Genomic DNA, 22,445 nt, shown 5'->3' with positions numbered 1-22,445 from the left:
TTAAGCTGTGCTTTTTTGGATAAGCCTTAACTTATTTCTTTGATATCAGCTCTAATATACGTAAGAACAGGTTAATGATCTCCATATAAAGCATGCCACCAAAATCAATCGCTTGATCTAATGTATCGCCGTACTTGCAAGCAGTCGCCCAGAAATAGCCAATATAGCCACACATGCAAGCTGCTACAATCCAGTGAATAGCATCATGGCTATGGCCAAAAATAACTAACCAACTCAGCTCAATCACCAAAATCCAACCAGTGATCACTGCCAGCACCTTACCAAAATGAATAAATAGATTCGGCATCAGCGTCGCAGTAATGATCATTAACAAGGTAATCGTCGCGGTATATTGAATCGCTGTTACAATCTCACTGTAGGAGAATTGTTGTAAACACAAGTTAAGCAATAAACCGACGCTTAACGTGAGTATGTTGTAGCCTAAAAAGCTATATAATGGCGCCTCATAACGAAACATTATCAGGAAGCCTAGCGTCGAAAATACCAAAAATCCGATCAAAATAAACCAAGGATTAATAGCATTAATCCACTCAGTCGGGAAATAAACAACTGTCAGGTAGTTAGTAGCAAAGCCCCAAATTAGCACTAAGCCAATCACTAAGTTGAACACTCGTTTGCTAACGCTTCTATCTTTTAAAAACAGCCCAGATAAATAATGACTCAAGCCTGCTTGTGAATTTTCCATGTAAGCTATTTCCTAGCAATAATACGACGTTATACGCCAACTGCTGCGCAGCTTAACTAAGGTTTAAATTTAGCTATATCACTAAAGATTAACTTTGCAAAATACGTCAATAAACAGCGAGTTAACCGGCCAAAATTAATACAAGGTTCGGCTTAACGCTAACCGCTGTAAAAGTCCCCCCCCACTGAGCGATAAAACTCACTCCACCTTGGACGTCGATGAGTGCTAGAATCTATGCCTATTTTATTTTAGCCAATATAAAGGTAATGCAATGAACCCGATTCTTGCGATCTTAAAAGAACATAACGTCAGTGATGAGCAAGCTAAAGAGCTGTTCCAAACGCTAACTGAAAATCCAATGATGGCTATGGCAGTAATTGGCCAACTTGGTATTCCACCAGAGAAGCTACAGCAGCTAATGGGTCTTGTTATGCAAAACCCGGCTTTGATTAAAGAAGCGGTTGAAGAGCTAGGCTTAGACTTTGCAAAAGTTGAAGCGGCAAAAGCCCAGCTGCAAAAGTAAAAGCGTCTGCTCTTGCAGCAAGCAGCTTGAATACTGCAACAGAAGTCATCCTAAACGCCTTGTGCAGCTACAAGGCGTTTTTGTTTATAACGGCCATTAGCAGTAAACATTTCTCGTATGCACTAATCATTAGTGTCATTCATAGGCATTCTAGGTAAGTGCTGCGTTCGCCCCCTTAATAAACCTCAAGCTTTAATCACGCGCCATTATCTTAGGCTCTGCAAACTTAGGGATAGTCAAATCACTAGGCGTGATAGGTAGCACAGCACCAATTACATCGTGGCCATCGCTGGCATCAACAAACTTCCACGTTTTACCGATATCGGCAGAGTATCCCACTAAAGCAGAGTTCCTGAATATCTTGCCTTCTGCAGTTTGTGTAGTAATTGTCATCGGCAAATAAGCGCAATACTCCTCGCCATCGATAAACATTTGGGTGGGCTCAGTAAAGGTAGCTAGATCTTGACTAAAAGCACCTGACTTCATCTTTTCGGTGAACTGCCAAATAATTCGCTGATAAGCGACTCTTGCGCCTTCAAACATTATCTCTTCATCGAGAATAAAGCGCATGAACGTATCAACATCATTATCACTGATGCTTTGCTGAAACACCTTGGCGGCGGCGAGTGCCTTTGCAACCATTAACTGACCTTCTAGGTCGTAATACTTCTGCTGACCACTGGGCTGCCCATTAATAACCGCCGTGTCCCACTTCAGTTGTCCATTAGGCCAAAATTCTTGTAGTGTGCCATTACCTTGAGCATCAAAATTGGCTCGTTGATCTAGTGTGCCATCCTCTGAATAAGATTCAGCGAAGCCGACTATCTGGCCATCTTTAAAGTTACGCTTAGCTCTTAGGCTGCCGTTGTCGTGGTAATCTGTAAACTCGCCCTGCTCTATACCTTCGTCAAAATAGCCCTCTTGTGCGAGCTGACCATTTTCATGAAAACGCTTTCTTATTCCTGCAGGGTAGTGCTCGTCATAACGCAGCGTGCCATCCTCATAAAAAGTCTGCCAATGACCCACTCTATCAATTCCTAGCTCATAACCGCGGATCTTCAATTGGCCATTATCATAAAACTTTTCAACTAACTCAGGTTCTGGCTCGATTTTGGGCTCGACGGGGTAATCGGCCGTTTTCATAATAAAATCAGTACTGAATGACTCGCCTTTCTCTTGTTCCTCTTCTGGCAGCGTCGCCAAAACCGGGAGTAACGCCTCTACTGAATGGTGTAATTCTCGCTTGGCAAACGCGTCAAATTCAGCAGAACCACTAGACTCTTTAATCTTAGTTTGTACTTCAGTACTTTTTTCAGCGTCATAATCTACTGCAACCACCACTTTTAACTGACTGAACTCTGTATGACTTAGCACCGACTTTTGCGCCGCAAACAAAGTTAATAAGTAACAGCGTTCAAAGGTTTCACACTCAAGTTGAGCCGATTTTTGGCTACAGCCAGCGAGTAGCAAACTCGCTAAGATTAAAGGAAAAAAGATAACTGTTTTAGCAAACGTCATAGAGTAATAGCCAATAGCAACAATGTATTGCGCATGCTAAAGCAAATACTCTGTCGAAGATAGCAACAGGCTTAACGTACAAGGGTTAAATGCGTTAATAAAAAAGGCCAGCAATCATGCTGGCCTTACTTTATGGAATTTGCCGTTATTTAATGCCTTCAAAGCCTGCTAGCCAAGTCTTGAGTAATTGATTCAGCTCTGGTTTTTCAGTAGCTGATAATTGCTCAACGAGTTGATGCTGAATACGCACGTGATCTTCAATCGCTTTATCTATGGTATCAAAGCCGTTTTGCGTTAAGGCCACCGACACGCTGCGGCGATCATGTTTACTGTGTACTCGCTCAATTAAGCCTTTAGATTCTAGCTTGTCTAAACGATTGGTCATCGCACCAGAAGTCAGCATCATCGAAGATAACAAAGCTGACGGCGTAAGGCTAAATGGCTCTCCCGAGCGCCTTAAGGTCGCCAGCACATCGAATTCACCCATCGTCAGACCGAACTGCTTATGACAAGTCGCAATTTGCGCTTCGATATGTTTTTGCAAACGCATAATGCGTCCAAAAATTGCCATCGGCAGCGTATCTAAATGCGGTTTTTCCTTGCTCCACTGCGCTATGACCTTGTCGATATCTTCCATTTTTCACCTTAACTTAGCATCAATCATTTGCTGACGGACTAATATAGCTTAACGTAAAGATACTTTACAAAAATAAATTATGGGCACACAATGAAATATATCTCCACATGGAGATACTTAACATAAAGGTAGTTTATGAATGTTTTTCTGGCAATGATCCCCGCATTTTTTTGGGGTACCACTTATGCAATGACCCAACTCACTTTGCCAGACTGGCCGCCACTCTTGCTGGGCGCGATTCGCGCCCTACCGGCTGGCTTAATCCTGTTGGTAATTAAGCCTAACTTACCGAACAAAGCCGACTGGCCCATATTGATTAAACTCGGTGCTATCAATATCGCGCTGTTCTTTAGCCTTATTTTTATTATGGCTCTCACCTTGCCATCAGCCATTTCTGGAGTCGGTATGGTGTCAGTACCAGTATTTGCCATGCTATTTCATTGGCTGTTCAGTAAACAGCGCCCTAATGCGCTGCAAGCCCTGTCTGGTGCAATGATTATTATCTTCGCTTGGTTACTGTTTGACCCAAGCTCAATCAACTTGAGCCCTGTTGGTTTAGCCGCCATGCTCGCTGCCATCAGTTGCATTATTATCGGTAGCACCATCACCAAAGCGTTAGGCACGCGCATTCACTGGTGGACGGTACTCACTTGGCAGCTGATTATTGGCGGGGGGATCTTGCTTATTATCTCGGGTTGTCAGGCGCTGATATCACCCGATAAGTATCTGCATTTGGCTGCCGAGTTTACTCTCTTGAATGGTTTTGGCTTAAGCTGGATTGTGCTTCTGAACACTGTACTCGGTTATGGCTTATACGTATGGCTATTGCAGCGTATGAGTGTGGTTGATTTTACCTTTGGCAGTATCGCGAACCCAATCGCTGGGATTATCAGTGGCATGCTGTTAGTGGGTGAATCTTATAGTCCACATCAATATGCACTGATGGCGGGCATGATTTTAGCTTCCATTTCACCGGCTTTAATCCAAATGCTAAGGCAAAAAATAGCAAAGCCAGCGGCGGGTAGAAGCTAAGCATTACTTTGATATTCTATCTATTTTTTGTTTGTTCAAAAGATTGATCAATCGCACACTTTGATTGTAATTGTTTGCGCAACTCCAGCAGCTGCGTACAATCCGCGCCAACAATTTATTGTGCTGTATATCGCTGGAAATTTGGTCCAGAAGTCTCTACCACAAGACCTAATCTTGTGACTACAGCCCAATCACCGTCCGTTGCCAAACGTCTACAACACTTGGCAGCCCAGTGGTATCTGCCAATAAATTTATTGAACTCTTAGCGCTTAAGAAAATGAGCGCATCAATAATCACTAATAAGGCATCACTGTGGCGATCTCTAGCTTACTTCAACGTGCGGGGCAGTCCCGCTATATGGAAAATACTTTCCAACTATCTAAGCGCAATGCCAATGTTGGCACCGAGCTTTACGCAGGCTTTATTACCTTCTTAGCCATGAGCTATATTTTGGCGGTCAATCCAGCGATTTTAGGTAGCATTGAGGGCATGGATAAGGGCGCGATCTTTACCGCCACCGCATTAGCCGCCGCATTAGCCACCCTAATAATGGGTTTCTTCGGTAATTATCCTGTGATGTTAGCGCCTGGAATGAGCATGAACGGCTTCTTCAAGGGCATGTTAGCATCGAGCTCTGTGGCACTGATTTGGCACGAAGCGCTATTTGGCATATTCCTCTCAGGCATCGTCTATCTGATCTTCTCGATGACTAAAATTCGCAAACAGATGATCGAATCGATCCCAGAGGATCTCAAGCTTGCCATCACCGTTTCTCTAGGCCTGTTTATCGCCTTCCTCGGGCTTAAAAATGCTGGGATCATCGTAGCCAACCCCATCATTCTGGTTAGCATGGGCGATATTACCCAGCCCCAAGTTGCCATCGCCTTTATCAGTTTGTTTGTCGCGGTAGGCTGTATGGTGCGCAATATCAAGCTGGCTACCTTTATCGCCTTTATGACCTCTATTACCCTGACACTTATCAGCGATGCAGTGTTAGGCACTCAGTATGCTCCCATCCCTGAAAACTGGTTTAGCGTGCCGCCAAGTATAGAGCCGAGCTTTGGTAAAGTATTCAACTTTGAATTTCTCACTGTAGATAAGCTATTTGATCTACTGTTTATTGTGATCATCTTCTTTATCGTCGACTTCTTCGATGGCCTATCGACGATTGTGGGCGTGGGTAAAGACGCGGGTATTATCGATAAAGACGGCAAGGTGCCGAACGCTCGCTCAGCGTTAGTGGCCGATGCGGGCGGCACGGTTATCGGTAGCGTACTGGGCACCACCTCAATTACGGCTTTTTCAGAATCGGGGATCGCGTCAGCTCAAGGCGCCAAAACTGGCCTTGCCGCTGTAGCGACAGCCTGTTTATTCCTGCTAGCGCTATTTTGCTACCCAATATTTTCCATGTTTTCCACCGCTATCGTTGCCCCGGCTATGATTGTTGTCGGTATTTACATGGTTGGTCGCTTAGGGCAAATAAACTGGGACCATAAACCGTCTTGCATTGCCGCCTTCTTCACTATCATGTTCACCATTTTAAGCTTCTCTCCTGCTAACGGTATGGCGATGGGCTTTATCAGTTACGCATTTGCTATGGTGGTGGCAGGTAAAGGCCGTGAAGTCCATCCAATCATTTATGCTTTATCTCTGATTTTTATCGCCTACTTAGTAATGCTTTAATCCCAGCAAGGAACAAACCATTCAATAAAAAAGGGTCTGCAATGCAGACCCTTTTCTTTGCGTAAAACGAATTAACTCGCTTGAATATGACTCACCTTAACGAGAGAGACTTTAAATTCGTCAGCTTCAACGATTTCAAACTTTAGTTTGGCAAATTCAACTACGTCACTCACCTTAGGAATGGTTGAGTTCAAAGTTAATAGTAAGCCTGCTACGGTAATGTATTCCTGCTGCTTATCGATTAAGCCTATGGTTTCTAGGCGAGATTCTAAGTCGTGCAGTGAAGTAGAGCCTTTAACTAACCAGCCATCGTTACACACACTGATTTCTGGGGTCTCACCAATGTCAGGGAACTCACCAACAATCGACTCGAGTAAGTCATGCAAGGTCACGATCCCTTGAATGCTACCAAACTCATCGGCAAGTACTGCCATGCCCGCTCTTGACTCTCTAAAGCCATCGAGTAAACGAATCACGTTAATGCTATCTGGCACAATATACGCGGGGAAGCCTGCAGCAACATCCGCCAAACTTTCACCCGCTTCAATGCCTAGCAGCAAGTCTTTACTGCGGACAATACCGATTAAATTATCCAAGGTTCCACTACACACTGGGAAATTTTGGTGGCGACTATTTTTAATCGTCTGCTTAATTTTATCGGTGCAGTCCTCAGTATTTAACCAAACAGTCTCACTTCTTTGGGTCATAACCGTACGTACATTACGCTCTGAAAGCGACAGTACGCCAGTGACCATCTCACGCTCAGCATCACCAAAACTTACAGGGGCAGGCTCTGCGCCTTCATCGTCATTATGAACATTGTAATGTTTATTACCCATTAAGCGGAAAATAGCCTCGGTTGTACGCTGACGTAGAGGTACTCTCTCTGCATGTTTAGCGTGGCTAGATTTAATCATCTGGTTAAACATCTCAATTAAAATTGAGAAACCAATCGCAGCATACAGATAGCCTTTAGGAATATGGAAGCCGAAACCTTCTGCAACCAAGATAAAGCCAATCATTAATAGGAAGCTTAAACACAATACGATGACGGTCGGGTGCGCATTAACAAAGTTAGTAATCGCCTTTGACGCCAACAACATCACTATCATAGAAACAATCACCGCAATCATCATCACGGTTAAGCTGTCGACCATACCGACGGCGGTAATAATTGAATCTAATGAGAACACCGCATCAAGGGCCAAGATCTGGGCTATGATCACACCGAAACTGGCATACACATTGGCGCCTTGCTGTTGATGTAAATCCCCTTCCAGACGCTCATGGAGCTCATGAGTTGCCTTAAACAGCAGGAACAGACCACCAGTAATTAGGATCAGATCTCGAGTCGAGAAGCTGAAATCATAGACACTAAATAGCGGCTGAGTCAGCGTAACTAGCCAAGACACAATACTCAACAGACCTAGTCGCATGATAAGCGCCAGAAATAAGCCGATGGTTCTGGCCTTATCTCTCTGCTCTGGCGGAAGCTTTTTAACTAGAATTGCAATGAAGACAAGGTTATCGATGCCGAGTACGATCTCGATAATGATCAGGGTAATTAAACCAATCCAAATTTGGGGTTCAAGCAGAAATTCCATCGTGTGTTTTATTTTCTAAAACTGATACTTGTGGATCAGCCCAGTCAATAACTCCTAAAAAATTTAGCGCATTAAAGTAATTAAGCGCATTTATATTGGAGAAATCAGAAAATCTATAATTAATTAAACTTTAACTTTGCCATTTATATCGCAAAACGTACCAACTCATTCTCAAAGCCCCTATAAAAATCAACAGGCAAACCCTAATTTTTCAATAACTTAACACGGAATAATCAAGACTAATACTTATCAGAATAAGAAAGTGCTCTACTCAGAGTGTTTTTGGCTAACTAATTCGAGACGAATGGCTGGGCAACAAACAGCAAAAAAGGCCAAGTGAAAATCACTCGGCCTTTTTGAAAATGACGAGACTAAATGGCGATTATTGAATTTCGAATTCGATGTCTAATTCTGATTCATTCAAACATGTCTCATCCGACTGCACCAATTGATCGAGCTGATAGTAATGACAAACATCAAGCTCACCTTCTGCGTCGAAGTCTTTACGCTTCAGCCTATGTCCTGTCTCGCTATACCAATAAACATTTTTTTGCTGGTAACCATTTGTGCCGTAACCATAAGTGATCACATCTGGCCCAGCATCACGCCCATAAACCCAATCACCTGAGTCATTGGTTTGCATCCAAGCTTGATATTGAATATCACCATTAGTGAAATACTTAACCACAGAGGGCGCATCGAACGATATAACATACCGCTCATTTTCAACCTTAGACTCCATCTCAAGTATTGGCTTATCCTCCTCATCTAAAAGGTCGTAATAAGCAAACGAGGTATAGCCATCAGGGTGAGTATTTATACCTTGGCGGAATGTCCATGCATGCTCGGGGTTACCCGATGAATAAAACCGAGTCATAGCAGGTTCACACTGGTTATGGTAGGTATACTGGCCATCCTTAACATAACCCGTAGTAACATAACCGGCACTGTCAGTTTGCTGCTGAATGGGGTAAACCGTACCGTCTGTATCAATAAAGTGTTGGCACTCGTTAATAGGCTCTATGATAGGTTGATCATTGGTATCGATAGCATATTGGTTATCTAAATCGAGCTCTGTCTTAACGCCCCCTGCGCCATTATCAAACTCACAGCGAGTGTAAAGCACGTCTTGTTTAGTGTTTGGGTCTAAATAGCTACACCACTGCGGACCACCATCTGAACTAAATACCTTCTCTTTTTCACGGGTCTGTTCAGCATCATGCCAAACCATACTGCTGTATGTTGATGCATCATCATCGGCATAAGTAATTAAATCTGGACCAAATGCACGGACAAATAACTCAGCAGCACCAGCAGTCCATTGTTTAACTCGGATCCTACCGCTAGGGTAATACTCATAGACTGAAGGTTGATCATCTAATACAACTCTGTGCCCACTCTCATCTTCACGGGACTCGATTTTCTTAATCGGCTCGCCAAAAGCATCAAGAGCGTCATAATAACTGCGATACGAGATCTGACCGTTATTATGGTTTATGCCATGCAAGAAGTGTATTTGCTCTGATACATTACCGGAAATAAAGTACTCAATATAGGCTGGTTGGCAATCGTGATGGCGGATAAATTGCTGCTCAATTTCATAGCCCCATTCTTGAAGTTTCACCCCTGAAGCATCGATACTTTCCTGCATAGATATGAGATAAATATTTCCCTTATCATCCACGTAGTTTTCACATCGGTCGATTGGCGTTGACACAATGCGTTCAACCTCGACGGCGACTTGCTGAACTTGTACCGTCTGCTCTCCCTCTTCCGCTAGGGTTAGCTCTTTAGATTGCTGATATGTTTCTTCCCCTGCAAAATCAACACTATGGGTCGTTAATGTTAGCAACTTATCGGCAGGGACATGCAACAACACTCCACTCCACACCCCGTCAATATTTTCCAGTTCAGTCACCAACTCTTTATCATCAAAGCTCACTTTGGCAAAAGTCGTAAAACTGGTGTCTTTGCCTTCACTAATCGCCGGCACATTAGGCGCCGAAAAGGCACTCACACCATTGGTGACCTGCAGTGGAACATCTAAATAAACCCTAAGATCCTCGGGATCTGAAACAACTAAATTCACCTCGGCATCAAGGGCTGGGATCAAGTCTAGGCTTTCTTGAGTAACGCGAATCGTAAAAGAGCCAGCATTCAACGGGGTCACTTCACCATTCTCATCAACTTTGGCTATCGCCTCATCGGAGCTAGTAAAACTCAAGGCGTTACCGTTACCACCAGAGGTTACTAATCTAACTCGCTCACCAAAGGCGGTCAGCGCTGCGTCTATCGTATCTATCGCCAATGGAGAGTAAACGGCAAGATTAACCATCTCAGAGTGACTGGCATAATCTGACTCTAGAGTCAGCTTAAAACTTAATGCTTGCGCGCTGATATCGCTTGGTACACTAAACTCTAGTGTCGTCGAATCGGTATCAATGACCTCAACAGTCTGACCCGTTTCTTGCACCCAGGAGTACGAAATCGGATAGACAGCTTCTGCGCCCAACTTAACCGCGAGGGTCACAACCTCATTGGCAATATAGGCCTTATTGGCACCGTTAACGGTCAAATCGGGAATGGCGGGATCGACCACATTCAACGTAATGGTGAGAGGCTGAGACTGCGCGCCCTTATCATCAAGCGCTATGACTTGAACATCATAGACGCCCGCCGTCATCGCCGAGCCGAAAGTCAGTGATGGGCCGCTAATCACCAGATCTAACTCCGTACTCAACAACTTGTAACTCAACACATCACCATCGGCATCACTGAAGTATGTCGCTAACGGCAATGCACTATTTTCTTGGCCTAATATCATTTCATGGTCTATGCCATTTGATATCAACATTTTCGGAGCGGTATTGGGCTGCGCTTGAGTCGTTTCATCACCGCCGCCACAGGCAACTAATGACATTATAGCTACAGCTATTAGTGCTTTTTTCATCCTTAAAACTCACATAGTTAGTTAAAGCGAGTATCCATAAACCTCACACCAAGCTGTAACATACATATCACAATCGAAACAATCAATGCTTACTGTTCTTTATAAATCAAAAGATTAGCCATTGTATACACAATACAATTTAGCGCCTGTCGAGGGGGTAAATCGCAATGAGTCCTTAATCTAAACTCAAGAGAAAGAATAGTGACTCTGTACGGAGGCTTGTACTGTCGATATTGATATGACAGATGTAATTGGTTTGATTGGTGTGGCTGATTTAATTGGTGTAATTGGTGTAACTGACGTGGTTGATGTGATTGATGTGGTTAATGTAATTAGCGTGGCTGATTTAATTGGTGTAACTGATGTGGCTGATTTAATTAGTGTAATTGGTGTAATTGGTGTAACTGACGTGGTTGATGTGATTGATGTGGTTGATGTAATTAGCGTGGCTGATGTGGCTGATTTAATTGATGTGAGCTTTAAATCAGTGCGGCTATAACAAGTAACCTTACCCAATGAGGTAAGGTTACTTATGAAACAAGCTTAGCCACAGGATGAGCTGTATTGATTAAGCTGGATAAGCCCACGTAATATAATGCCGTGATAGCGAGCTTTAACGAGTTGATAATCCATAGCGGGCGCAAAATAGTAGGTCACTTCTTCGGCACCGGTCTGCTTAACCGGAATTAAGCTTAACTCCCCCCAAGGCGCGATGTTAGCTGTTACCTGATCTTGCACATAGTATTGATACGGCTCGATGGCATCTGAAGCTTGCCTGATTAAGCGAAATTGTTGTCGCCCTTTCAGCAGATATTCACGCATCTGAATCGCCAAAGTATCGACATCTCGTAATGGGATATCTGCCGATACATAATTTTCGATATCCCCATCAATATCAACCTGCGATTCACGGCCGTTATCACTGAAGGTCGCTTGCATATCTCTAGCGCGAAACCCTGTCACCTTCTGATGAAATTTATTGGTAAGCCACTGGCCGCTGTCATTCGACCAAACTAGCTCAGCCCTTTGTTGATACTTAGTACCAATACCTAAGATGCTGGCTTGACTGTTTGAGGTGACAACCGCCGCTTTCCCCTGCCAAGTCTCGGTGCGATCCATAGTGCCGGTATGGATACCACTGAGGTAAATGTCGTATTTTGCATTACGACTGCACTGTTTTACGGGCTCTGACAACGACGTGGCAGAAGGTGCTATTGGCAGCGTCTTTGCATCGCTAGCAAAGGCGTTATTCGCTGAAGCTAGCATTAATGCCAGCCCCAACGCGCTAGATAAACGGGCAGAGAAACCACGCATGATCAAAATACTTCGTTCACATTAAGGTAGAAATTGGTTTCATTTTCACCTACACCAATATCTAAGCGTAAGTTAATATTGTCTTTGATTTTAAAACGGAACCCGGTGCCGTAAGAGGTCATCAACTCCTCATTAAGATCGCTGACCTTAGAGGCGACACTGCCGACTCCCCCCCAAAACACCATGCCGTAACGCTGGAAGATAGGTAAGCGATATTCAACTTGGCTCATCATCATCTGCTCGTCACGGTAGCGACCTTTAATGTAGCCACGCATCGCTCCTGAGCCACCTAAGTCTGGCAACATGTTCCAAGGCACATCGCCATTGGTAAAGTGCCCCTGCACTTGCCAGGCGATAAGCCCTGGCGCAGAACTCAACAGAGAGGTTGAACTCAAGTCAATATAGTTCGCTAACTCGAGGTTGTAAGTCGAAAACGATGAGTACTCGCTGTTTTGATAAAGACCGGCGTCGATCTGAAATAACCAACCTTTAGTGGCATTTAGTCGATAGTCGCGAGAGTCATAAATGCTGGTTACCACCACACCCGAGCTAAAGTTATTCGGTAAAATATCTGCAGAATCCACAGGCAGCCCTGTTTCAACTAACTCTAACTTTTCAGCACTGGCATAGGTAAAGTCAGCCCCAACACCGAGAAAATAGTTATCGGCAACTTCAGTCATAAAGCGAGGCTTAAAGCTATAAACTTGCTCCTCAAACTCATGATGATTCGCGTCAATATTGCCCTGTTCAATACCTTGACCGTAATAGACCGCGGCTTCGTTATGTAGCTCTAGCCCTAGCTGCAAACGCTGCTTACCGCCGTTGAAAAAGGTCATGTTTTCAACTTCGACGCCATAAGAGTTGTTCATCGACACAAATGAGTTCAACACCAGTGATGAAGGCTGCTCGTCGCTGGCCGCACCATCGGTTTTATATAGTCCCACCATCAATAGCCCCACACCAAACTTCTTCTCCGGCGTGTAATATGCCGTTGGTAAGTAGCTCATATCGATAGGCTTAGTTTCATCAAACTCACCGTCGGCACCAAACACCGACAAGATGTCATCAACCCAAGTCGGCTGCATATCTTTCGGTGTTTCAAATAAAGGTTCAACTGCCGCGGCTTGATGAGATAAGGCCAATAGGGATAACAACAAAATCCGTTTCATAAATACTCTAATCAGTAACGAAGATAATGGGAATTAAGGGGCGGCATTCTACCATTACAAGCGTATTCAACAATGACTTTTTTTGATTAAGGATTAATCAGCCATTAATCCCCTGATAACTTATTCACTTAGAGATTAAAGCAGCCAAATTCTGTCCGATATAGAACTTGGCCGTCATCATTTAACCACGCTTTCTCATCGATTATGGCTGTAAATACTTGGCCACATCGACCTCATTTATCTGTGCCGAATCTAAGAATTTATGCGCATATTCTAGGTAAATCCCGCTTGAAAGGAACAGCTTAAAGATATCCATATCAAGATGTTCATCGAGCGCCATCTTATGCAGTATATCGATGGCAACGCTGAGGGGCTTGGCCTTCTTGTAGGGTCTATCAGCTGCGGTCAGGGCTTCAAAAATATCAGCCACCACTAAGATCCGCTCAGGGATCGATAAGTCTGCGGCGCTAAGCTTGCGTGGGTAACCCGTGCCTTTTAAGGTTTCATGATGAGTCGATGCATAACGCGGCACTCTGGCAAGCTCTGGCGGGAACGGCAAGTTCTCCAACATCTTAATGGTACTGGTGACGTGCTCATTAATCTTAAATCTGTCCTCCGCCGTTAAGGTACCGCGGGAGATAGTAAGGTTATAGAGTTCACCTAAGTTATATTGATGCTCTGGGATCGCCATCTTAATACCAAACTTAGGGTCAAACTCCACCTTGTTGACCCGCTTGATTATATGTTCTGGCTTATCTCTTAGTAACGACTCAGTGACCGGATAAACGTCCTCAGCTTCTCGCTCAACAAGATTAAGCTCTTCCACTGGCGATAGGCCCAGCCTATCGTCAAAATGACGCTGCCAGGTCATGCCTGCCAGCTGCGCTAGGCGATCTTTGGCCTCTTGGTCCATAAATTCGCCGCCAACATTAGCATTAGCGATAAACTCAAAATCATCGATCAATTGCTTGCGTCTTTCAACCAGCTCAGCATGATAAAATTCACTCGACCCTTCTCCTGAAGAACGCCGCTTAAGAGAGTCTATCTCTGCGTCACGCCACAGCACTTCAAAGCGCATTCTAACTTCATGAATGCGGTTATAAACTGCTTCAAGCTTAGTGCCCTTATCGACGATATACTCAGGAGTGGTGATTTTGCCACAGTCGTGTAACCAGGAAGCAATACGAAACTCTCGCTGCTCATCATTAGAGCTAAATTTAAAGTCTTTAAACGGTGTAAGCTCTGATTTTTCAGCCGCCAGAGCTAACATTAAACCAAGTTCAGGTACGCGGTTACAGTGCCCTGCAGTATATGGAGATTTATCATCGATTGCTTGCGCTATGAGCCTGATAAATGACTCCATCAACTCCTTTTGATTCTCTTCATAGGTTTGAATCGCAGTCGACATCTCCATCATGGACTGCGCCAATTCATCCAGCTCTTTAATATTGGTTTCAACCCGCTTCACCTCATCGTATTGACGATTTTTAATCTTATCATTTTCGATGGCCAGCAATTTTACTGGGCGAATGATGGGTGATGAAAACAGCCAAGATACAGGCAAGATAATCAATAAACAGATACTGGTGAGTAGAATAGATTGCTGGACTTTCTCAACACTCGTCGCAAGTAGTTGCTTGGTAGGCACGACTATTGCCAAGAACTCTTGACTCTCAGCAGAAAGATCTCGTTCCTCTGCTGAGGTCTCTTTACCTCCCGCTAAAGGCTTCTTACCTCTCGCTGAAGGCTTCTTACCTCCCGCTGAGGGAGCTCTAAGAGGGGTCACATAGAGAAACTCCTCGACACCATTAAGCTCACGGCGGATCAATCTTTTTTGATTTTCAGGCTCACTTGCAAGGTGAATCAGCGCCTCATAGGGAACGGTTCCCTGCGTCAGCAACGTTTGTTTCACCCCTTCACCAAACCATTTTGCTCTCAATGCTTGGGTTTGCTCTGGGGTGATATTGGCAAGCGCCAGATTTATCACCTCTATAATGTCCGCTCTGTGAGTCGGCATCACAACATGCAAACCGGTATTGAGTTTTATTGGTGAGAAGTCTACTCGTTCATGATATTGGATCTGCTCAATAAAAAACTGCTTCGCCGTATACTGCAAAATAATGCTGTTATCGAGCGCAGCAAAAACCTCTCCCTTTTCAACCGCATGTAATATCGCATAGGTTGATGGCATCTCAACTACCTCAATCTGCGGGTAGTTTTGCCTAATAACCTCAATAATCGACCACCCTGCAGGTATCGCAACTTGTTTACGATTGAGTTGCTCAATATGAGTGATCTTCGCCGTCCCTTGCTGGGTAACCAGTGCATAAGGAAGCTCAAGAAACGGCTCACTAAATTCACCGAGTAAACGCGTCTCGTCAGTTTTTATTACAGAATGCAGCATATCTAATTCATGAGCTTTATAACTTTCAGTCAATTCACTCCAACTAAAACCATTGATATAACGCAACTCTAAGCCTGTCATATCGGCCACCAGGCTAAGTAGATCGATGCTATAACCTTGGGGCATGCCCGATATGGCAAAGTCTATCGGCGCCCAATCGGTTTCATTAGAGACTAACAAGGGCTCGGTGTTTTCTACTAAGGCTCGCTGATTGGCAGTTAAAGTTAACGGTTTAGACTCAGGTATTGTAACGCCAGTTTTTCTATCCCGATTCGATGCGATCAACTCACCACTCTGCTTATAGAGATAGATTTTCTTATCATCGAACTCTGCAGCGTCTCCCCCATGCATAAGTAGATAGTCAGACAGACTTGAAAGCGCAATATCTAAGGCTAATACCGCCTCAGAGTCAGCTAACTTTATCGAATAAGTTTGCCCTGGCGATTGCAGATGCTGAAAAAGATAAGGCTCTGTCTTAGATACGTTTTTTGGATTCGCACCGACAAACCAAGGCCTGGCTCTGGCATCATATTCGCTAGCTTCGGAATGGGTAACACGTAGATTAAACTGCTCATCGAGATAGGACTGCTCTCTTTGACGTAGCGCTCCCTCACCGCTTATCGTGATAATAACCCAGCGATCTAAATGGGAGGCATTAAGTTGCTTTCTGATATTCGGAGCGGCATCCAAATTAATCAGTTCATAGAAGTCGCCATTGGGCATTCCGATATAGATGGCATAAAACAATGAATTGATTTGCATGACATCGGCAAAGGCTTGCCTAACCTCAGGATTGAAGGCGCCATCGATGACAATATCGTCGAAATTTGAAAGCAAGCGAGTGGTATTTATCGCCCGATTATCGACTTGAGTGAGGTAACTGCTGGTATTTTTAGCGGTATGATTATAGAGCTTAAGTGCGGCATCGGTGGCCATGTTTTTACTAAAGTAATACTGCAAACCTATGGCAATAACAGCGGTCACAATTGTGGCTAAAATAAAGATCCCCACCACTGTCACTCGAATGGTAAATCGCTTATTACTGATCTTGTCCAAGCCACCCATAGTATTCCAACTCTATTATTCAATCCTTGAAAACAATATTCTATAACAGAGCTGCAACAAGTCAACGCGAGTAGCATTAAGCTTTGAAATAATGGATAAAATCACCCTGTTTATACGCTAAGAATCTTTATGCTCTATTACTACTCTTGCACAACTAATCACTGTCAAATTCAGCTATTGGTAATAATGCAATTGGTGATAATATCCCGCCGTTGAGCCACAGGGCCTAGACTCTGGCTGTTTAGCCTGTGTTCAACATTCTTATCACGAGGAATAATAATGCTAGCTGTAAATGAATATTTTGAAGGTCAGGTTAAATCTATTTCTTTTAACGGTGCTGACAAGCCAGCATCGGTAGGTGTAATGGAAGTTGGCGAGTATGAATTCGGAACTGCTGCACCAGAAGTGATGCAAGTGATCTCTGGCGCGCTAACGGTACTATTACCGGGCCAAACTGAGTGGCAAACTTTCAGCGCTGGTGAACAGTTTGATGTGATCGGCGATGCTAAGTTTCAAGTCAAAGTAGCAACCCAAACTGCATACCTTTGCATCTACGGCTAATCCCGAGTTTAGGCTCGTTAGCTGTAAAACAAGTAAACCATCCACTCAATACCCCATAAGATGGGTTAAGGTGGATGGTTTTTTGCTACTACAAATTATTTACTAGTGCCTTTTTGGTAACTTTTACTATTCGCTGTTATCAGACACTTTTATCAATCGCTTTTTATATCTAGTGATAGTTAGCTTACTGTACCCAATTCACTAGCTCACCCGCAGTTTTCAAGCCATATTGTCTTTTTGTCAGCTTGCCTGACGCATCAAATAATAATAGCTCGGCAGAATCAGCACGATGCTGGCGGATAAGTTTATCACCCTCAGGTGTGCCCGTAGTTGCAATCAGAAAATGGACTGCATCGCCAAGATAATCTCGGGCCTCGTTCATTTGCTCGGTCTGACTATTGCTCATCGCTAAGCCATTATCATAGACAAACACAATCGCGGGCTTACCCGTACCGATCTCTTCATGGGTCGACTTAAATCCTTTCGGCATCACCATCACTAAGGCTGCGAACAGCGCCACGATAGAAACCACGACTCCAAGAGCAATTAAAGGCTTGCGACGAGTCTCTTTAGTATTATGTGTATCCAAGATGAAAATCCCTCTTATATCGACAAAGATAAATAATAAATCGACCCATAATAATCAGCCAACCTGAGGCCTAGATTAAAAATTAAAAGATAATATTTGAGACTAATTTACCAAAGTGGACGCTTGGCAATGTTGAAACTGACTCTGAATGCAGCGCTGGCTCATCGCTTTCGCCTGCTTTAACTGCGACCCATTAAGCTTGCCTGTGATAAATGCGAGACGCTGAGTAGCGATTTCATTACCTTGATGCTGAGCGGCAGCTAACCAAACATATATCTTGATTAAATCAGGCTCGCCATTTACGCCGTTATACTCCAAGGTTGCTAGATCTACTTGCGCTTCAACCAATCCATGAGTTGCCGCTTGTAAAAGCCACTGCTCAGCCTTAACGCTGTCGACTTTTCCCAATAATCCTTCTAAATAAATAGTCGCTAATTGACGCATCGCTAGGGCAAAGCCTCGCTCAGCACTCAGCTGGTACCAATCAACAGCCCGTTGAGGGTTGGCATACTCTTCCAAGTAAAGGTTACCAAGCACATATGGCGCTTCACTGTGGCCATTATCGCTACTTAGCTTAAGCAACCGCGCGGCGGTAACCAGATCTTTTTCACCGCCATTGCCCTCCATGTACATCAGTCCAAGCATAAACTGAGCTTCTGTCTGGTATCGAAATGTCTCTACTGTTTGCTGCACCAGCTGTTGATACCAATAACGCGCCAGTTTAGGCTGCGCGACCCCAGCGGCACCGCTTCGATATAACTCAGCTAATGAATATTGCGCCTCCGGCATGCCTTTTTCTGCCGCTATTCGATAAAAGTCCATAGCCCGGAGAATATCTCTCTCGACAAGGATCCCTTGAGCGTAGAGATACGCGAGGTTGGTAGCGGCATCAACGTCTCCTTGGTTAGCATTGTCGATGCACTCTGACGACACTACATCAGCCTGCCCAGCCACGGCATAATCACACCAAGGGTCAAATAACTTTGGCTGTAATTCATTGACCTGTGGTGGCTCCACGCCTTGCTGGCTGCTACAGCCGATTAAAGCCAATATTGCTAGCAAACAGGCTCCGAAGCTTTGCTTCGCAGACATAAAAAAGGAAAAACGACAAAAGAAAAGTCTTGGCATAGTCTCCCCGTATCAACCATGAAACTCTGAATGTTAAACCCAAACCCAAGCCCAGACCCAATGTATAGATTGAGTAATAAATAATTCGAGCAAGATAACCTATTAATTTAACTGATTAAAGCCAAATCACCTTCGCGATAGTAACCATTAATATAAATGACTTATAGGTCATAAAACTCAAGCGTTAATCTGTGGAGAGCAATAGGATTTCGATACTCTTACCTAATACGTAAATAGCCTTGGCTAGTACCGTAATTAAGTGATGGAGTCACTATGCCTGCCTGTAAAATGAATGAACTAAAACAACAAGTCGCTGCAAATAATCTTGAATAGCTATAAGCCAACTCTGACGACATCTGTTTCAGCAGATGTCTATGAGGATGAACAAGGTATTACCATTATTGATAAGCTCAGAGGCGCTGGTGTATTTAGCGATGAAGATATCTTTCTCCAGCTATATTACGACAAAGAACAGCATATGCACGACTGGTACGAGCAACAGTGGCAAGGCAAAACTGCAGCCCTGTTTGACATATTTGAGCGATACCCACGAGACGGTAGCCTAATGGCTTATGCTAAAGCAGTTAGGGCAATGGACAGGTAATCTACTTTTTAGCGCAGTAACCACAGAGTAAAGCTTATATAAAATAGGCTTTATTCCTGCTCCCACACATCCAATTCAGCTCTTTAATAAATCGCTAATGACGCACTAACATCTCATCGCTTACCAGCAAAAACGCACTCAAGTCTCATTTATTCATTTAGATTGTCAACATGCCAAATTGACAGCACATTAGAGGGAACTATTATTGCACTAGGGCGCTCATATTAGTTACCCTTGCTAAATAGGTATTTGAAATACCTGTATTGGCTACAACAATTAGGCGCTCAACTTAACAGCATATATTGCCAATTTGTATGAGTGCAGACAATGAACAAACTAATGAGGCAAGATTGAATGAATACACTGAGCAAACTATTAATCAGTTCAACCATCAGCATCGCAGCACTAGGCGGCGTAGCCCAAGCAGGCGATCTCATCTGTAAGGTCAAAGGCAGCGACGATATCATTATGAAGAATATTGAGATATTGCGCTCAAATCAGGCTTTAGTCAGTATTGATGGCAGCTACACATCACCAATTATGAATAATATTTACCGTATCGACGGCGTTGATGGTCAAGACATTAGCGAAACACCCACCTATATTGCTTACACTCAATACCCACTAGCAGATCACGAGCTGCTCGCCACGGTACAAGTTGCAGATCAAGCAGCCTTTACAGGCATGTGCAACGTTACAGAAGAGATGTAAGTCGCGCAAACCCTTATACCCCAGCCCTATGACTCAAGTGAGCACACTTTGCATATAAGCCACTCTAGATGGCTGCAAGTGTAGCCCAGCTCAAGGATCTGGAAATCCACATTTAACATAGCAAAACAGTATGGGACGACTATAGGCAATAAAAAGCCCCGCCACTTTGCAGTAACGAGGCTTAAATTAAGCTAATACAGATCCCCGTTAGGGCTTGGCTTTAATTGATTCGCCATTTACTGATTAGCTATTTATTAATTGGCTTTTTATTGCTTAGCCTGCTGATGAAGCACTGCTTTACCAAGTTGCTGCTCCGCCATTGCTTTAGCCATTTTAGGCGCTTGCCACAGTGAAGGTAGCAAAACAAACGACACTGGTACCGCGGTGATCACAATAAAGGATTGTAAGGCGGAAATACCGCCCGAGCCCATTGCAATCAATGCAATAGCAACCAGCCCCATTAATATCCCCCAAAACGCACGCATTGCGCCGCTTGGCTCGGTAGACCCTGTAACAACCACACTGATGGTATAAGTCATCGAGTCACCCGTGGTGACAATGAAGGTGGTAGTGAGGATCAAAAACAGTATCGCGATCAGCGTCGGCATAGGCAGCTGTGAAGTAATCGCCAGCAACACGCCAGGCAAGTTAAAGCCTTCAAATGCATTAGCCATAACACCAGGGTTAGCAAGTTCAAACGCAAGGCCAGAACCACCAACAACACTAAACCAGAAGCAAGTGATCAGCGGTGCGATAATAGAAATCGACAGGATCAATTGGCGAATAGTACGGCCACGAGAAATGCGCGCAATAAAGATAGCCATCATAGGGCCATAACCAATAAACCAGCCCCAGAAAAATACCGTCCACCAACTTAGCCAGTCAGCGTCACCGCGATAGAGCGACATAGGCACAAAGTTATTCACCATTCTCGCTACGCCCTGCAAGTAACCATCAACTATGAAGCTGGTAGGGCCAAATAATAGAATGAAGATAATGAGCGCAACTGAAAGCAGAATGTTGTAGCGGCTGACTAACTGGATACCACGACTTAAACCACTCAATGCCGACAAGGTATACATAGCGATGGCAAACACCACCACTAAACTTTGCGTCATTAAGGTGTCTTGAACACCAAATAGTTCGTTAAGTGCATAGCTGATCTGTAATCCTAAGAAACCGATAGGGCCAATGGTGCCAGCGGCGACTGCAATAATACAGAAGGTGTCGGTTAGGGTGCCAATCCAGCCATTAAGCGCTTTATCGCCAAAAATGGGGTACAGCAAGGTGCGCGGCTGTAATGGCAAACCTTTATCGTAATGCAGGTGCATCAACACGATTGCCGCTAAGCTACCGAGTATCGCCCACGCTAAGAAGCCCCAATGTAGGAAAGACTGTGATAAGGCATTGATTGCCAAGGTGCGCCCCTCTGCTTCACCGTAAAACGGTGGCGAGGAGACGAAGTGGGCGATAGGCTCAGCGGCAGCCCAAAATACACCACCACCCGCTAATAGGGTACACAGGATAATCGCCAACCATTTGAAGGTATCCATTTCCGGCGCTTTAAGGTTACCCAAGGTAACATCACCAGTTCTAGCAAAGGCTAAGTAGAGACCAATAACAAAGTTAGCCAGCAGCAGAACTTGCCAGAAAGGGCCAAACCATAGGGTGACTTTAGAGAATCCAACTTGAATGACGCTGGACAGAGCGGAGGTGTCGAAAACAGCAAGCAGTACGAAGAGAACGAGAAAGCCGCCACTTAACCAGAGTACAGGGCTGGCAAAGGCGTTGGAGGTTGATGCGTCACTTCGCTCTGGCGGATGTGCCGCAAGGTAATTTTCATCAGTTGATTTACGCTCAACAGATTGTGTCAAATTCGACATTAAGTATTCGCTTTTGTCGTCGTCAGCCATAAAATATGAGCTCCGACACTATAAATTAGTGCGGCAAATTTTAAGCTGAACGGTGAATTTTCCTCGGCTATTGCAAAGACTTATAGCAAGTTTGCAAAGGTTGAGGCTGTAAAAGGGGCGATATTTTAACACATACGAAAGTAGGAATAAAATCTAGGCAAATAACAGAAAAGTAGCAGCAAATATTAGGGAATAGTGAATTATTTCAATTTAAAAGTAATTTCAAGCATTTAATCTCCTCTCGCACCTATTCAATCTAACTGGCAATTTAGCTTGCCATTTATGATGGATTGCAACGGCCAACTTTAGTTATTTTTACTTTGAAATTAATCAA

At 44.1% G+C, this 22,445-nt stretch carries 18 protein-coding genes and 1 riboswitch; of the genes, 7 read left to right on the top strand and 11 right to left on the bottom strand.

The window, feature by feature from the left end:
* Positions 1-31 precede the first annotated feature (31 nt).
* The gene (locus Q1A86_RS09115; protein ID WP_299805663.1) at positions 32-706 is read right to left on the bottom strand and encodes a Bax inhibitor-1 family protein; all 675 of its coding nucleotides are present in this window, start codon (positions 704-706) and stop codon (positions 32-34) included.
* Positions 707-977: 271 nt separating this feature from the next.
* On the opposite strand from Q1A86_RS09115, the gene Q1A86_RS09110 reads away from it, so the two are divergent.
* Entirely contained in the window at positions 978-1,229 is a 252-nt protein-coding gene (locus Q1A86_RS09110; RefSeq protein ID WP_248471200.1) for a DUF2999 family protein, read from the top strand.
* Between the two features lie 192 nt (positions 1,230-1,421).
* Here Q1A86_RS09110 and Q1A86_RS09105 read toward each other — a convergent pair whose 3' ends face one another.
* Together Q1A86_RS09105 and Q1A86_RS09100 are read right to left on the bottom strand one after the other, a co-directional pair.
* Complete coding sequence (locus Q1A86_RS09105; protein WP_299805658.1) at positions 1,422-2,747, bottom strand: toxin-antitoxin system YwqK family antitoxin; 1,326 nt, start codon at positions 2,745-2,747, stop codon at positions 1,422-1,424.
* A 145-nt stretch (positions 2,748-2,892) separates the two neighbouring features.
* A complete protein-coding gene (locus Q1A86_RS09100; protein ID WP_299805657.1) occupies positions 2,893-3,384 on the bottom strand; it encodes a MarR family winged helix-turn-helix transcriptional regulator in 492 nt (163 codons plus the stop codon).
* A 135-nt stretch (positions 3,385-3,519) separates the two neighbouring features.
* On the opposite strand from Q1A86_RS09100, the gene Q1A86_RS09095 reads away from it, so the two are divergent.
* Both Q1A86_RS09095 and Q1A86_RS09090 read left to right on the top strand, forming a co-directional pair.
* Positions 3,520-4,416, top strand: a complete 897-nt coding sequence (locus tag Q1A86_RS09095) for an EamA family transporter (RefSeq protein ID WP_299805654.1) — start codon at positions 3,520-3,522, stop codon at positions 4,414-4,416.
* Positions 4,417-4,519: 103 nt separating this feature from the next.
* A riboswitch (purine riboswitch) is annotated at positions 4,520-4,619 on the top strand.
* A 109-nt stretch (positions 4,620-4,728) separates the two neighbouring features.
* The gene (locus Q1A86_RS09090) at positions 4,729-6,099 is read left to right on the top strand and encodes an NCS2 family permease (RefSeq protein ID WP_299805651.1); all 1,371 of its coding nucleotides are present in this window, start codon (positions 4,729-4,731) and stop codon (positions 6,097-6,099) included.
* 71 nt (positions 6,100-6,170) lie between these two features.
* Here Q1A86_RS09090 and Q1A86_RS09085 read toward each other — a convergent pair whose 3' ends face one another.
* Entirely contained in the window at positions 6,171-7,703 is a 1,533-nt protein-coding gene (locus Q1A86_RS09085; RefSeq protein ID WP_299805648.1) for a TerC family protein, read from the bottom strand.
* Between the two features lie 382 nt (positions 7,704-8,085).
* Entirely contained in the window at positions 8,086-10,653 is a 2,568-nt protein-coding gene (locus Q1A86_RS09080; protein WP_299805645.1) for a hypothetical protein, read from the bottom strand.
* Positions 10,654-10,891: 238 nt separating this feature from the next.
* Here Q1A86_RS09080 and Q1A86_RS09075 point away from each other — a divergent pair, with 238 nt between their 5' ends.
* Positions 10,892-11,152 carry a hypothetical protein gene (locus tag Q1A86_RS09075; RefSeq protein WP_299805643.1) on the top strand — a complete coding sequence of 87 codons (261 nt, stop codon included), beginning with the start codon at positions 10,892-10,894 and terminating at the stop codon, positions 11,150-11,152.
* 44 nt (positions 11,153-11,196) lie between these two features.
* On the opposite strand, the gene Q1A86_RS09070 is transcribed toward Q1A86_RS09075, so the two are convergent.
* From Q1A86_RS09070 to Q1A86_RS09060, 3 genes are all read right to left on the bottom strand, one after another.
* Positions 11,197-11,967: a hypothetical protein gene (locus Q1A86_RS09070; RefSeq protein WP_299805641.1), complete on the bottom strand. Its 771-nt coding sequence runs from the start codon at positions 11,965-11,967 to the stop codon at positions 11,197-11,199.
* Between the two features lie 2 nt (positions 11,968-11,969).
* The gene (locus Q1A86_RS09065; RefSeq protein WP_299805639.1) at positions 11,970-13,136 is read right to left on the bottom strand and encodes a BamA/TamA family outer membrane protein; all 1,167 of its coding nucleotides are present in this window, start codon (positions 13,134-13,136) and stop codon (positions 11,970-11,972) included.
* A 202-nt stretch (positions 13,137-13,338) separates the two neighbouring features.
* The gene (locus tag Q1A86_RS09060; RefSeq protein ID WP_299805636.1) at positions 13,339-16,605 is read right to left on the bottom strand and encodes an HD domain-containing phosphohydrolase; all 3,267 of its coding nucleotides are present in this window, start codon (positions 16,603-16,605) and stop codon (positions 13,339-13,341) included.
* 279 nt (positions 16,606-16,884) lie between these two features.
* Between Q1A86_RS09060 and Q1A86_RS09055 the strand changes: the two genes are divergently transcribed.
* On the top strand, positions 16,885-17,166 hold the full coding sequence (locus tag Q1A86_RS09055; RefSeq protein ID WP_220765378.1) for a pyrimidine/purine nucleoside phosphorylase: 282 nt from the start codon (positions 16,885-16,887) through the stop codon (positions 17,164-17,166).
* A gap of 184 nt (positions 17,167-17,350) precedes the next feature.
* On the opposite strand, the gene Q1A86_RS09050 is transcribed toward Q1A86_RS09055, so the two are convergent.
* Positions 17,351-17,755: a hypothetical protein gene (locus Q1A86_RS09050; RefSeq protein ID WP_299805631.1), complete on the bottom strand. Its 405-nt coding sequence runs from the start codon at positions 17,753-17,755 to the stop codon at positions 17,351-17,353.
* Positions 17,756-17,857: 102 nt separating this feature from the next.
* Complete coding sequence (locus Q1A86_RS09045) at positions 17,858-18,817, bottom strand: tetratricopeptide repeat protein (RefSeq protein WP_299805628.1); 960 nt, start codon at positions 18,815-18,817, stop codon at positions 17,858-17,860.
* A 391-nt stretch (positions 18,818-19,208) separates the two neighbouring features.
* Here Q1A86_RS09045 and Q1A86_RS09040 point away from each other — a divergent pair, with 391 nt between their 5' ends.
* Both Q1A86_RS09040 and Q1A86_RS09035 read left to right on the top strand, forming a co-directional pair.
* Positions 19,209-19,487 (top strand): hypothetical protein, encoded by a 279-nt coding sequence (locus Q1A86_RS09040; protein WP_299805625.1) that lies wholly within the window; start codon positions 19,209-19,211, stop codon positions 19,485-19,487.
* A 354-nt stretch (positions 19,488-19,841) separates the two neighbouring features.
* Positions 19,842-20,198, top strand: coding sequence for a hypothetical protein (locus Q1A86_RS09035; protein ID WP_299805622.1), 357 nt, complete (start codon positions 19,842-19,844; stop codon positions 20,196-20,198).
* Positions 20,199-20,464: 266 nt separating this feature from the next.
* Here Q1A86_RS09035 and Q1A86_RS09030 read toward each other — a convergent pair whose 3' ends face one another.
* Positions 20,465-22,111 (bottom strand): BCCT family transporter, encoded by a 1,647-nt coding sequence (locus Q1A86_RS09030; RefSeq protein WP_299805619.1) that lies wholly within the window; start codon positions 22,109-22,111, stop codon positions 20,465-20,467.
* Positions 22,112-22,445: the final 334 nt, after the last annotated feature.

Origin of the sequence: uncultured Shewanella sp. (assembly GCF_947497935.1) — a bacterium.
GTDB lineage: Bacteria > Pseudomonadota > Gammaproteobacteria > Enterobacterales > Shewanellaceae > Shewanella.
The sequence above is the reverse complement of the archived record's forward strand: the minus strand, read 5'-3'. Positions and strand labels throughout refer to the sequence as shown.

What these genes read in the sequence shown, in the direction of transcription:
- Q1A86_RS09115 (WP_299805663.1), bottom strand. Translation starts at nt 706, where the DNA reads ATGGAAAATTCACAAGCAGGCTTGAGTCATTATTTATCTGGGCTGTTT.
- Q1A86_RS09110 (WP_248471200.1), top strand. Translation starts at nt 978, where the DNA reads ATGAACCCGATTCTTGCGATCTTAAAAGAACATAACGTCAGTGATGAG.
- Q1A86_RS09105 (WP_299805658.1), bottom strand. Translation starts at nt 2,747, where the DNA reads ATGACGTTTGCTAAAACAGTTATCTTTTTTCCTTTAATCTTAGCGAGT.
- Q1A86_RS09100 (WP_299805657.1), bottom strand. Translation starts at nt 3,384, where the DNA reads ATGGAAGATATCGACAAGGTCATAGCGCAGTGGAGCAAGGAAAAACCG.
- Q1A86_RS09095 (WP_299805654.1), top strand. Translation starts at nt 3,520, where the DNA reads ATGAATGTTTTTCTGGCAATGATCCCCGCATTTTTTTGGGGTACCACT.
- Q1A86_RS09085 (WP_299805648.1), bottom strand. Translation starts at nt 7,703, where the DNA reads ATGGAATTTCTGCTTGAACCCCAAATTTGGATTGGTTTAATTACCCTG.
- Q1A86_RS09080 (WP_299805645.1), bottom strand. Translation starts at nt 10,653, where the DNA reads ATGAAAAAAGCACTAATAGCTGTAGCTATAATGTCATTAGTTGCCTGT.
- Q1A86_RS09075 (WP_299805643.1), top strand. Translation starts at nt 10,892, where the DNA reads ATGACAGATGTAATTGGTTTGATTGGTGTGGCTGATTTAATTGGTGTA.
- Q1A86_RS09070 (WP_299805641.1), bottom strand. Translation starts at nt 11,967, where the DNA reads ATGCGTGGTTTCTCTGCCCGTTTATCTAGCGCGTTGGGGCTGGCATTA.
- Q1A86_RS09065 (WP_299805639.1), bottom strand. Translation starts at nt 13,136, where the DNA reads ATGAAACGGATTTTGTTGTTATCCCTATTGGCCTTATCTCATCAAGCC.
- Q1A86_RS09060 (WP_299805636.1), bottom strand. Translation starts at nt 16,605, where the DNA reads ATGGGTGGCTTGGACAAGATCAGTAATAAGCGATTTACCATTCGAGTG.
- Q1A86_RS09055 (WP_220765378.1), top strand. Translation starts at nt 16,885, where the DNA reads ATGCTAGCTGTAAATGAATATTTTGAAGGTCAGGTTAAATCTATTTCT.
- Q1A86_RS09035 (WP_299805622.1), top strand. Translation starts at nt 19,842, where the DNA reads ATGAATACACTGAGCAAACTATTAATCAGTTCAACCATCAGCATCGCA.
- Q1A86_RS09030 (WP_299805619.1), bottom strand. Translation starts at nt 22,111, where the DNA reads ATGGCTGACGACGACAAAAGCGAATACTTAATGTCGAATTTGACACAA.